Origin of the sequence: Streptomyces flaveolus, assembly GCF_014648815.1 — a bacterium.
Lineage (GTDB): Bacteria > Actinomycetota > Actinomycetes > Streptomycetales > Streptomycetaceae > Streptomyces > Streptomyces flaveolus.
In genome coordinates, this window is the sequence record NZ_BMRV01000024.1 from 69,575 (window position 1) to 80,625 (window position 11,051).

Sequence of the window (11,051 nt, forward strand, 5' to 3'; positions counted from 1 at the left end):
CGGGCAGGCTACGCCGGCAGGGGCGAGCGGCTGACGCGGATCTTCGACTGGCCGTGCGGACGCTCCTCCCAGTCCTCCATGAACCGCGCGTGCAGGCCGTGCCTGCGGGCCAGGGCGAGCAGGGTCTCCGTGCGGTAGTAGAAGTCCTCGCGCAGCACCTGGTGTTCGGTGCCCTCCGTACGGTCGAAGGTGAAGTCGAAGAACCCGGTGTCCGTCAGGACCCGGCCGACGTGCGCGAGGCACTCGTCGATGACCTTCAGCGGCGAGTGGGAGAAGACGCTGTGCGCGTGGACGACGTCGAAGTGGTCGTCGGGCGGGAAGTCCAGCGTGAGGTCGCCGGTGAGGGTCAGGTGGGGCAGCTTGTCCTGGAGTGCGCGCTCGGTGAGCGTCCTCTTGGCGGCGATCAGTATGTCCGGCGAGATGTCGATGCCGTAGTAGTGGCCGGCATCGAGGTGGTCGATGAAGCGCCAGCCGCCGCGCAGATTGCCGCAGCCGATGTCGAGCATGTGGTGTCCGGGACGCAGCCCGTGCTCGATCAGGTAGTCGAACTGCATCTGCCCGAGCGCCAGCCAGCGGTCGTGGGTCCGGCTGCCGACCGCGGCCTCCGGATTGCGCCGGGCGTCGGACGCCATCACCGCCCGGTAGTAGCCGACGTGGTCGGGGTGCTTGAGCCGCAGCCACGCGTCGCGGCCGGCCCGGCGGACGTAGGGTGCGACGCGCTCGGGATGGCGCAGCGCGTAGCCGACCTTGTGGGTGAGCGCGGCGCGGTTGCTGCGCAGTTTCTTCGGGGACTTGGCGTCCTTGGGCATGACGGATCGACCTCCGTGCGAGGTGGGGGCGGAACGGTGGGAAGTGCCGGGGCCGGTGTCAGACCCGGCGGCGCAGCAACAGGACCACGGCGACGGTGAGCGCGAGCGCGAGGCCGCCGAGGAGGGCCGTGTCGATCCACTGGAACGTCCAGTAGTCGCCGGCCGGGTTGGCCTCGTAGGAGCGGGCCACGTAGCCGTGCTCGGTCATGCACCGGCGCAGCTCGCCGCCGGACGGGAACGGGCAGTTCAGTACGTCCTCGCGGCCGCCGGAGGCGGTGACGAGGCCGTAGCGGCCGGTGGACCACTTGTCGCCCATGGGCGGCTTGGGCTGCCACCCGAAGCTGACGTACCGCTCGGGCGGCACCAGCAGCCGGGCCCGGTGCGTCCACTGCACCAGGACCGCCACCGCCGTGGTGACGAGCAGCGTCCACGCCATCGCCGACAGCACCCGGCGGGCGAGCAGCCCGGCCAGCGTGCCGGCGGCCAGGCCGAACAGCGCGGCGGCGACCGTGCTGGGGCCGGAGCCGGTCAGGGCGGTGGCCTCGTACCAGAAGACGCCGTAGCTGCGGTTGACGGCCGGCTGCCACCACCAGCGGAACAGCAGGGCCAGGGCGCCGGACAGCGCCACGGTGCACGCCACGGCCAGCGCGAACCGGGAGGCGAACCACTGGGTCCGGCTCACCCCCTGCGACAGGACCAGCCGGTGGGTGCCCAGCTCCCGGTCCCGCCCCAGCAGCGGCGCTCCCCAGAACATGCCGATCAGCACGGGCAGCGCGATGTTGAGCGCCCCGAGGAGCTTGAGCGGTTCGACGTCCAGGAACCTGGGCAGTCCGTCGTCCGCGCCGCTGCAGTACAGCGGCCCGGGGTCGCAGTGGTCGAACACCCCGCTGCGCAGGTCGTCGAGCATGCCCGAGCGGAAGTACGCGGCGAGCGCCGCGGCGGCCACCAGGACGACGGCACCGCAGACGACCAGTACGCGCTGCTGACGCCACGCCAGCCACAACGAGCCCTTCACGCCGCCTCCTTCGCGTCTTCGGCCGTGTTCTCCGTGCCGGTCCGCAGGTGGCCGAGGAGGATCTCCTCCAGGCCGGGCCGCTCGACGCACCAGTCGCCGTGGAGCGGTCCCCGCCGCCGGACCAGCGCGGTCAGCTGCCGCCCGTGCGCCCGGCGGTGCACCACGGTGTGCCCGGCCAGCGCCGGCTCCTCGTCGATGTGCCCGGTGAGCAGGGCGTGGCTCTCGCGGAGCACGTCGGCGTCCTCGCTCAGCGCGACCCGGCCCGCTCGCAGCAGCACCACCCAGTCGCAGGTCTGCTCCAGGTCGGGCAGGACGTGCGAGGACAGCACGATGCTCACCTCGCGCTCGGCCGCCTCGGCCATCAGCGTCGCCATGATCTCGCCGCGCACCACCGGGTCGAGGTCGGCGAGCGGCTCGTCCAGCAGCAGCAGTTCGGGCCGCTTGCCGAGGGCCAGGGCGAGCGCCACCCGGGTGCGCTGACCGGGCGACAGCTCGCCCACCCGCGCCGCCCCGGCGATGCCGCCCTCGCGGACGACCCGTTCGGCGACCGCGGCGTCCCACCCGGAGTTGAGCCTGCCGCCCATGTGCAGCGTGTCGGCCACGGTGAAGCGGGGGTAGAGCGGCTTGTCCTGGGTGACCAGGGCGACCCGGGCGCGTGCCTGGGCCGTGTCCGGGACGGTGTCCAGTGCCCGGATCGTGCCCCGGGTGGGGCACAGCAGCCCGCCGGCCAGGTGCAGCAGCGTGCTCTTGCCCGCGCCGTTGCGTCCGACCAGGGCGGTGATGCGGCCGCGGGGCACCGTGAATCCACAGTCCCGCAGGGCCCAGCCGCCGCGGGCCCGGTAGCGGAACCCGAGGTCCCTGGCGCTCAGTGCGGCGGGCTCGTCAGGCCCGGTCATGCGTCCTCCTGTTTCCGTCCCCGGTCGCCCGGGTCGTGCTCGTGGTGCCGTTCGTGCTCCGGCTCGTGCGCCTGCTCGTGCTCGTCGAGGGCCGCCGTGACCAGTGCCAGCACGTCGTCGCGTTCCAGGCCGGCCGACCGGGCCCGTGCGACCCACTCGGTGAGCTCGGTACGCAGCGGCGAGTCGTCCTCCGCGCCGGGCCGCGCCAGCGACCGCGTCACGAAGGTCCCGAGCCCGCGCCGCGACCGCACCAGGCCGGCCTGCTCCAGGTCCCGGTACGCCCGGAACACGGTGTTGGGGTTGATGGCGGTGGCAGCGACGACCTCCCTGGCCGTCGGGAGCTTGTCCCCGACCCGCAGCACACCCATCCGGAGTGCCTGTTCGGTCTGCCGCACGATCTGCACGTAGGCCGGGATGCCGCTCTGCCGATCGATCCGGTACTCGACCACGTCACCTTCCATGCTTTCATTAATTCATTAGTAGAAGCATGATCAAGGAGTGGGAAGATGTCAAACCACCTACCCGCTGGAGGACACGCGTGACGACCACCACCCCACCGGTCACCCTCGACGACGTCCGCTCCGCCGCCGCCCGCCTCGACGGCGTCGCACACCGCACCCCCGTACTGCGCTCGCGCACCCTGGACGCCCTCGTCGGCGCCGAGGTCTTCCTCAAGTGCGAGAACTTCCAGCGCGTGGGCGCCTTCAAGTTCCGCGGCGCCTACAACGCGGCCTCCCGCCTCACCCCCGAGGAGTCGGCCCGGGGCATCGCTGCCTACTCGTCCGGCAACCACGCCCAGGCCGTCGCCCTCGCCGCCCGGGAACTCGGCACCACCGCCGTGATCGTCATGCCCGAGGACGCGCCGCCGTCCAAGCGGGAGGCCGCGGCGGGCTACGGCGCCGAGATCGTCACCTACGACCGCTACACCGGCGACCGGGTCGCCATCGCCGAGGCCCTCGCAGCCGAACGGGGCCTCACCCTGATCCCGCCCTACGAGCACCCGCACGTCATCGCCGGACAGGGCACCGCCGCCCTCGAACTGGTCGAGGAGAGCGGCGAACTGGACGCGCTGGTCGTCCCGGTCGGCGGCGGGGGACTGATCGCCGGCAGCGCGACCGCGGTCAAGGGCCTGCACGCCGGCACCCGGGTGCTCGGCGTCGAACCGGAGGCCGGCGACGACACCAAGCGCTCGCTGGAGGCGGGCCGGCGCGTGAGCGTCCCCGTGCCGCACACCATCGCCGACGGCCAGGCCCTGCACACCCCGGGTGAGCTGACGTTCTCCCTCAACCGGCGGCTGGTCGACGGGATCGTGCTGGTCTGCGACGACGAGATCCGGGACGCCATGCGGTTCGCGTTCGAGCGGCTGAAGATCGTCCTGGAGCCCAGCGGCGCCACCCCGCTGGCCGCCCTGCTCACCGGCCGCGCCGGACCCCTGCCCCGCCGGGTCGGTGTGATCCTCTCGGGCGGCAACGTCGACGCCGGCCGCTTCGCCCGCCTGTGCGGCGCCGCCCGCTGACACCGCGCCTCCCCGGATGGCGGCCCCGACTTGACAGGCGGACGATGGAGTGGTGGGGCAGGGAAAGGAGGAGCGTCATGTTCGAGGCCAAGACGCTCGACAAACCGGACGAGCGGCGGGACTTCCCCCGGGGGCACCTCGAAGCCGTGCACATGGAAGGGCTCGACTTCGCCGTGGCCACCTTCGAGCCGGGCTGGCGCTGGTCGGAGTCCGTGGCACCCATCGCGGGCACCGACAGCTGCATGATCCACCACAACTGCTACGTGGTCCAGGGACGCATGTGCGTCCGCATGGACGACGACGGCACCGAGAGCGAGGTGGGTCCCGGCGACGTCTTCGTCTGCTCGCCCGGGCACGAAGCCTGGGTCGTGGGCGACGAACAGTGCGTGGTGTACGACTTCGCCGGAGCCATGGCGAAGGAGTACGCCAAGGCCGACTAGGCCCTGTGAGAGACCCGGCGCGTCACACCGGCAGCAGCCGGGTCACCAGGGCGCCGAGCTGGCGGGCGTTGCGGCACTCGTGCATCTCGACCAGCTCGGCGTACTCCGGCGCCGCCGAGTCGCCGGTGCCCCACCGGGAGCGCTGCTCGGGATTGAGCCAGTACACCCGGCGGGCCCGCCCGGCGATCTCCCGGACGGCGGCGAGATTCGGGTCGCCCATGTTCGTCCGGGCGTCCCCCAGCACGAACACGGTCGTACGCGGGCCCACCGCGTCGCCGTAGCGTTCCGCGAACTCGCCGAGGGCGACCCCGTAGTCGCTGCTGCCGTGCCAGGCGGTGAGCGTCGCCCGCTCGCCGATGCGGGCGCCGAGCCCCTCCGGGTCGGCGGCGCCGTGCACGAGCAGCCCGGTCACCTCGTCGACCCGGTTGACGAACGCGAAGACGCGCACCTTGCTGAACTGGTCGTGCAGCGCCTGCACCAGCAGCATCGTGAAGTCCGAGAACCCCGCCACCGACCCCGACACGTCGCACAGCAGCACCAGTTCGGGCCGCACCGGACGGCGCCTGCGCAGCACCGGCCGCATCGGCACCCCGCCCGTCGACAGCGAACCGCGCAGGGTGCGCCGCAGGTCGATGCTGCCGCGGGAGGCCCGCCGCCGACGCGCCGCGAGCCGGGTGGCCAGCTTGCGGGCGAGCGGCTGCACGGTCCGGCGCAACTCGGCCAGCCGGTCCTTGCCCAGGAGCAGGAAGTCGACGCGGTCCGGGGTCGTGGCCACCGCCCGCCGGGCGATCTCGTCCCGGCCCCGCCGCTCGGCGACCCGGCGTCGCGCCTCCGACGCCACCATCTGCCGGAAGTCCTCGATACGACGCCGGATCTCGTCCTCCAGCAGCCGGTCGGCGAAGCCCGTGCCGTCGCCCCGCGCCCGGACGTCGTCGCGGACCCGGGCGAGCAGGGTCTGCGGACGCAGCCGGTCGAGCGTCTGATGCGACGACCAGCCGTCCGAGCCGGGGGAGCCGTACCCGCCGAATTCCGCGACCGCCTCGGCGGCCAGCCGCTCCAGCAGCGCCCGGTCGTCGGCCGCGAGCGCGTCGGCGATCCGTTCCCGCAGCTCGTCCCGCCCGGCCGGTGCGGACTCCGGGCCGCCGGCCCGGCGCGGGAAGTACAGGTCGAAGACCGGGTCGAACACCCGGCGCTGGCCGGGGGAGTGCAGCAATGTCGCCGCCAGGCCCTCCCGCAGCAGCTCCCGGTCCGCCAGGCCGAGTGCCTCGACCGCCCGTGCCGCGTCCACGCTCTCGCCCGTGCCGATCCGGACGCCGTGCGCGCGCAACGCGGAGACCAGGGAGGTCAGCCGCTCGGTCACGCCCGTGCCGGAGGTCACAGGGCGTCCAGGTCGAGCTTGGCCGCCGCCTTCTGCACGTCGTCGTGGTGCTTGAGGACGACGCCCAGGGTCTCCCGCACGACCTTCTCGTCGAGCGTGCCGGCGCCGAGCGCCAGCAGGGTGCGGGCCCAGTCGATGGTCTCGGCGACCGAGGGCAGCTTCCGCAGGTCCATGGCGCGCAGCGCGCCCACCACCCGCACCAGGGACGCGGCCAGCGCCTCGTCGAGCCCCGGCACCTTCAGCCGGACGATGCGCCGCTCCAGTTCCTCCTCGGGGAAGCCGATGTGCAGGAACAGGCAGCGCCGGCGCAGGGCCTCGGACAGTTCACGGCTCGCGTTCGAGGTGAGCACGACGAAGGGCCGGCGGGTCGCCGTGATGGTGCCCAGCTCCGGGACGGTGACCTGGAAGTCGCTGAGCACCTCCAGGAGCAGGCCCTCCACCTCGACGTCCGCCTTGTCGGTCTCGTCGATCAGCAGGACCTTGGGGTCGTCGCCGCGGATCGCGGTCAGCAGCGGGCGGGTGAGCAGGAACTCCTCGCCGAAGATGTCGGTGCGGGCCTCGTCCCAGGTCTCGTCGCGGCCGGCGCTGATCCGCAGCAGCTGCTTGGCGTGGTTCCACTCGTACAGCGCGCGGGACTCGTCGACGCCCTCGTAGCACTGCAGCCGTACCAGCCGGGCGTCCGCGACCGCGGCGACGGCCTTGGCCAGCTCGGTCTTGCCGACCCCGGCGGGGCCCTCCACCAGCAGCGGCTTGCCGAGGCGGTCGGCGAGGAACACGGTCGTGGCGACCGCGGGCGACGCCAGATAGCCGGTCGCGGCGAGACGGGCGGAGACGTCGTCGACGGAAGTGAACACCGGGGCCTCCAGCTCGGGACAGGGTCTGCGGCTTCTATCTAAGCGCTTGTTCAGTGTCGGTGTCACGCAAAAGGACCGTGCCGGGGATGCCCCGCCCACGGGCACCCCCGGCACCGCCGACCGCTCACGCGGCCAGCGCCACCGCCCCGACCGCCGGGACACGCAGCACCCGCCGGGCCGTGACCAGGCTCGTGCCCAGCGTCGCCGCCGCGCTCACCGCCACCATCGCGAGCCAGGTGCCGAGAAACTGGTCCGGCAGCACCGCGTCGGTGCGCACCACCGTGAACGGCACGATCCCCGCCAGCGCGGCCAGCGTGCCGAACAGCACCCCCGTGACCGTCAGGATCACGCCCTCCACGCCGACCATCCCCAGCACCTGCCCGGGCGTCGCCCCCGCCAGCCGCAGCTGCCCGAACTCGCGCGAGCGGAAGGCCGTCGCCGCGTACAGCGAGTTGACCAGCATGACGCAGACGAAGACCGCGATGATGCCGACGACCGTGAGGTTGAGCGTCTCCAGGTTCTTGGCGTCGACCGACTTGACCAGCCCGGAGGCCCGCACGGCGTCGCTCTCCACGGACTGCATGGTGAGCGTCGCCGTGGACACGGCGGTGAACAGGATCAGCGGCACCAGGATCCCGGCGAGGTGACCGGCCCGCCGGCGCAGGTTGCGCACCGCCGGCCAGCCGCTCGCGCCACCGAGCGGCAGCCGGTGGAGGACGGTCTTCAGAAGGACCGGCGACAGCTGCGCGAACCCGACCGACAGCAGGATCGCCCCGTAGGCCGGTGCCGCCATCAGCGCCTCGTCCGTCGCCGAGAACAGGAACGTGGAGCCCGCCCCCGCCGCACCGGCGATCAGCGCGGCGTACGCCAGGACCCGCCGGGCGCCCGCCCGCTCCCGGCTGCCCCGGGTGACCCGCCGTACCGCCAGGAACGCGGCGCCGGCCGAGGCGAGCAGGGTGACGGCGACACCGCTGACGAGCGCGACCGGGCCGAAGGCGGCGTCGACCGAGCGTGCCACCTGGCCGCTGTCCTGGAACATGGCCAGCAGTGCCCGGCCACCGAGCACGGCCGGCCCGATCGCGAGGAGGGCGCCCGTCAGGGCCACGGCCACCGCCTCGCCCACGACCATCCGCCCGATCTGCGCCGGGGTCGCCCCCGAGCAGCGCAGCAGCTCCATCTCGGCGGTGCGCTGACGCACGTTGACCGTGAGGGTGGAGGCCACCGCGAAGAACACCAGCAGCGTCCCGTAGCCGCCGACCACGCCCGCCGCCAGTCCCAGGGTGTCCGCGCTCACCGGGTCGACGCCGTCCCCCGCCGCCGTGTCGTGCATCGAGTTGAACGTCATGACGACCGCCGCGCCCAGGAAGGCGGACAGCAGTGTCGCGAGGAACCGTCCGGGGCGCCGCCGGACCGACCGCAGGGACAGTGCGAACATCGCTCACACCCCCGTCGGCACGTCGTCGCCCAGGTGCGCGAGCCGCTCCGCGACCGCGTCGGGGGACGGGGCGTCCATCCGGCCGGCCGGACGGCCGTCGGCGAGGAAGACGACCGAGTCCGCGTACGAGGCGGCGACCGGATCGTGGGTCACCATCACCACGGTCCGCCCGTGGACCCGCACCGCCTCCTGCAACAGCAGCAGCACCTGTCGCGCGCTGCGCGTGTCCAGTGCGCCCGTCGGCTCGTCCGCGAAGATCACCCGGGGCTCGGTGACCAGTGCGCGGGCGATCGCCACCCGCTGTCGCTGACCGCCGGAGAGCTGGTCGGGACGGTGCCCCAGCCGGTCGCCGAGACCGACCGCGACCAGGGTCTCCCGGACGCGCGCGCGGTCCACGCGCCGCCCGGCGAGCTTCAGCGGCAGCACCGTGTTCTGCGCGACGGTCAGCGTCTCCAGGAGGTTGTACTGCTGGAACACGAAGCCGACCCGCCCGCGCCGGAACTTCGTCAGCTCCGTCTCGCTGCCTCCGGTCAGTTCCTCGCCGTCCACGCTCACGATCCCGCTGTCGGGCCGGTCCAGCCCTGCCGCGCACTGCAGCAGCGTGGACTTGCCCGAGCCCGACGGCCCCATCACCGCGGTGAACGTGCCCCGCCCGAGGCTCAGCGTCACCCCGTCCAGCGCGGTCACGGCGCTCTCGGCGGTGCCGTAGGTCTTGGTTACCTTGACCAGCCGCAGCGCCTCGGGGGACGGCCCCGGGTCGTGCTTGCCTCGTGCGCGGGTACGGAACATCGTCATCGCCCTCCGTGCGGCACGCCCTGTGCGGTGCCTCGTCCACGACGCTACGGAGCGGGCGGCCCGCACACACGGGGCGCAGAACCCGTATCGGGGGGTGTACTCAGTGACACCCCGGGCGGCCCGTGTCCTCACCCGGTCATCAGCACCACCTCCAGGGTGCGCGGACCGTGCACCCCCTCGACCCGGTCGAGTTCGATGTCGCTGGTCGCCGACGGTCCGGAGATCCATGTCAACGGGCGTGCCGGGTCCAGTCGTTCGAGGGCCTGGGGGACGGAGGCGACCACCTGGCCGGGGACCCGGACGACGCAGATGTGGTGATCCGGCACGAGCGTGATCCGGCGGCGGCCCTGGTCGGGGGAGCCGTCCAGGACGATCGTGCCGGTCTCGGCGATCGCGACGGCGCAGCCCGTGACCACGCTGTCGACGCGGTCCAGTTCGTGCGGCGTGCTCTCCGGCCGGTCCGGGACCCGCTCGGCGCCGGACCCCGCGAGCCAGTCCGGGTCCAGGCCCGGCGGCACGAGTACCGTCCTCGCCCCGCGGGCGGCGAGCAGCCCGGTGACCGTCGCCGCCACGTCACCGGCGGCGCAACGGTGCACGATCGCCCGGTAGTCCGCCAGGTTCTCGGCGAGCAGCTCCACTGTCCGCGCGACGGTCCGGTCCCCGTGTTCCCGCAGATAGTCCCGGGCGACCGCTTCCCCGTACTGGGGGTCCCTCCCAGGCTGTTCAGGCACTGGGGGAGTGTCGTCGTGCGGCACGTCCGCGAGGGCGCGCCGTACCCGGCCCAGGATGCGTTCCCTGCTGCTCACTTCGCCCCGTCCTCTCCACCACGCGTGCGCTGCCACCAGTCCCGGAACGGCTCCGCTGGCACCGCCGGAAGATCCCGGCTGCCGCTCCACGCCCGCCCCGGACCCGGAAGCGTGCGCGGATGCAGACGGCGGGTGCGCGACGCCAGCCGCTGCCCGGCCCGCAGCGCGCCCGGGTGCGTGAACGCCCACTGCGCCGCGCGCATCGCCGCCCGCTCGGCGGCATGCCCCTTCGCCGGTCTCAGCACGACCCGGTTGCCCTCCCGGACGGCCGGCCCGCCCTGCACGACCCGTTCCCGCAGGTGGACCAGGACTTCGGGGATGTCGATGGCGACCGGGCACACCTCGTAGCAGGCGCCGCACAGCGTGGACGCGTACGGCAGGGAGGCGTCGATGTCGCTGCCGGTGCCCCGTAGTTGGGGGCTGAGGATGGCGCCGATCGGGCCCGGATACACCGAGCCGTAGGCATGTCCGCCGGCGCGCTCGTAGACCGGGCAGACGTTCAGGCAGGCCGAGCAGCGGATGCAGCGCAGCGCCTGGCGGCCGACCTCGTCGGCGAGGGTGTCGGTGCGGCCGTTGTCCAGCAGCACCAGGTGGAAGGTGCGCGGGCCGTCGCCGTCGGTGGTTCCCGTCCACATCGACGTGTACGGGTTCATGCGCTCGGCCGTCGAGGAGCGGGGCAGGAGCTGGAGGAAGACCTCGAGGTCGCGCCAGGTGGGGATCACCTTCTCGATGCCGACCACGGAGATCAGGGTCTCGGGCAGGGTCAGGCACATGCGGCCGTTGCCCTCGGACTCCACGACGACCAGTGTGCCGGTCTCGGCGACCATGAAGTTGGCGCCGGAGATGCCGACCTTGGCGCGCAGGAACTTCTCCCGCAGGTGCAGCCGGGCCGCCTCGGCGAGCTCGGCAGGAGTGTCCGTGAGACCGTCGGGGGCGGGGCGGCCCCACGCGCCCATCTCGGAGCGGAAGATGTCGCGGATCTCGCCCCGGTTGCGGTGGATGGCCGGCACCAGGATGTGCGAGGGCCGGTCCCTGCCCAGCTGCACGATCAGCTCCGCGAGATCGGTCTCGTAGGCGCGGATGCCCCGGGCCTCCAGCGCCTCGTTG

The 11,051-nt window shown here is 73.3% G+C and carries 12 protein-coding genes; 2 read left to right on the top strand and 10 right to left on the bottom strand.

All coding sequences use genetic code 11. The features are described 5' to 3' along the window. Positions 1 to 8 precede the first annotated feature (8 nt). From IEZ05_RS34710 to IEZ05_RS34725, 4 genes are read right to left on the bottom strand one after another with little or no spacing between them, the layout of a single operon-like run. Positions 9 to 809, bottom strand: a complete 801-nt coding sequence (locus IEZ05_RS34710) for a class I SAM-dependent DNA methyltransferase (protein ID WP_189234298.1) — start codon at positions 807 to 809, stop codon at positions 9 to 11. A gap of 58 nt (positions 810 to 867) precedes the next feature. Further along, positions 868 to 1,824: a transporter gene (locus IEZ05_RS34715; protein WP_189234299.1), complete on the bottom strand. Its 957-nt coding sequence runs from the start codon at positions 1,822 to 1,824 to the stop codon at positions 868 to 870. Then, a complete protein-coding gene (locus IEZ05_RS34720) occupies positions 1,821 to 2,720 on the bottom strand; it encodes an ATP-binding cassette domain-containing protein (RefSeq protein ID WP_189234300.1) in 900 nt (299 codons plus the stop codon). The genes IEZ05_RS34715 and IEZ05_RS34720 overlap by 4 nt, the downstream gene beginning before the upstream one ends. After that, on the bottom strand, positions 2,717 to 3,181 hold the full coding sequence (locus IEZ05_RS34725; RefSeq protein WP_189234301.1) for a GntR family transcriptional regulator: 465 nt from the start codon (positions 3,179 to 3,181) through the stop codon (positions 2,717 to 2,719). Before IEZ05_RS34725 ends, IEZ05_RS34720 begins: the two co-directional genes overlap by 4 nt. Before the next feature lie 77 nt (positions 3,182 to 3,258). Here IEZ05_RS34725 and IEZ05_RS34730 point away from each other — a divergent pair, with 77 nt between their 5' ends. Together IEZ05_RS34730 and IEZ05_RS34735 are read left to right on the top strand one after the other, a co-directional pair. Further along, positions 3,259 to 4,236 carry a pyridoxal-phosphate dependent enzyme gene (locus IEZ05_RS34730; RefSeq protein ID WP_189234302.1) on the top strand — a complete coding sequence of 326 codons (978 nt, stop codon included), beginning with the start codon at positions 3,259 to 3,261 and terminating at the stop codon, positions 4,234 to 4,236. A 77-nt stretch (positions 4,237 to 4,313) separates the two neighbouring features. Next, complete coding sequence (locus IEZ05_RS34735) at positions 4,314 to 4,676, top strand: cupin domain-containing protein (RefSeq protein ID WP_189234303.1); 363 nt, start codon at positions 4,314 to 4,316, stop codon at positions 4,674 to 4,676. 22 nt (positions 4,677 to 4,698) lie between these two features. Here the strand turns inward: IEZ05_RS34735 and IEZ05_RS34740 are convergent, their stop codons facing one another. The 6 genes from IEZ05_RS34740 to IEZ05_RS34765 form a co-directional block, all read right to left on the bottom strand. After that, positions 4,699 to 6,054, bottom strand: a complete 1,356-nt coding sequence (locus IEZ05_RS34740) for a vWA domain-containing protein (protein ID WP_189234304.1) — start codon at positions 6,052 to 6,054, stop codon at positions 4,699 to 4,701. Continuing rightward, positions 6,051 to 6,908 (bottom strand): AAA family ATPase, encoded by an 858-nt coding sequence (locus IEZ05_RS34745; protein ID WP_189234305.1) that lies wholly within the window; start codon positions 6,906 to 6,908, stop codon positions 6,051 to 6,053. Before IEZ05_RS34745 ends, IEZ05_RS34740 begins: the two co-directional genes overlap by 4 nt. A gap of 124 nt (positions 6,909 to 7,032) precedes the next feature. Beyond that, on the bottom strand, positions 7,033 to 8,343 hold the full coding sequence (locus IEZ05_RS34750; RefSeq protein ID WP_189234306.1) for an ABC transporter permease: 1,311 nt from the start codon (positions 8,341 to 8,343) through the stop codon (positions 7,033 to 7,035). A gap of 3 nt (positions 8,344 to 8,346) precedes the next feature. Continuing rightward, positions 8,347 to 9,138 (bottom strand): ABC transporter ATP-binding protein, encoded by a 792-nt coding sequence (locus IEZ05_RS34755; protein WP_189234307.1) that lies wholly within the window; start codon positions 9,136 to 9,138, stop codon positions 8,347 to 8,349. Positions 9,139 to 9,266: 128 nt separating this feature from the next. Further along, positions 9,267 to 9,944, bottom strand: a complete 678-nt coding sequence (locus IEZ05_RS34760; protein WP_189234308.1) for a LutC/YkgG family protein — start codon at positions 9,942 to 9,944, stop codon at positions 9,267 to 9,269. Next, the coding region (locus tag IEZ05_RS34765) for a lactate utilization protein B (RefSeq protein WP_189234309.1) at positions 9,941 to 11,051 on the bottom strand (1,111 nt) is incomplete at its 5' end. The genes IEZ05_RS34760 and IEZ05_RS34765, both read right to left, overlap by 4 nt.

Excerpts from the sequence above, each read along its gene's own strand:
- IEZ05_RS34710 (WP_189234298.1), bottom strand. The coding sequence starts at position 809 with ATGCCCAAGGACGCCAAGTCCCCGAAGAAACTGCGCAGCAACCGCGCC.
- IEZ05_RS34720 (WP_189234300.1), bottom strand. The coding sequence starts at position 2,720 with ATGACCGGGCCTGACGAGCCCGCCGCACTGAGCGCCAGGGACCTCGGG.
- IEZ05_RS34725 (WP_189234301.1), bottom strand. The coding sequence starts at position 3,181 with ATGGAAGGTGACGTGGTCGAGTACCGGATCGATCGGCAGAGCGGCATC.
- IEZ05_RS34735 (WP_189234303.1), top strand. The coding sequence starts at position 4,314 with ATGTTCGAGGCCAAGACGCTCGACAAACCGGACGAGCGGCGGGACTTC.
- IEZ05_RS34750 (WP_189234306.1), bottom strand. The coding sequence starts at position 8,343 with ATGTTCGCACTGTCCCTGCGGTCGGTCCGGCGGCGCCCCGGACGGTTC.
- IEZ05_RS34755 (WP_189234307.1), bottom strand. The coding sequence starts at position 9,138 with ATGACGATGTTCCGTACCCGCGCACGAGGCAAGCACGACCCGGGGCCG.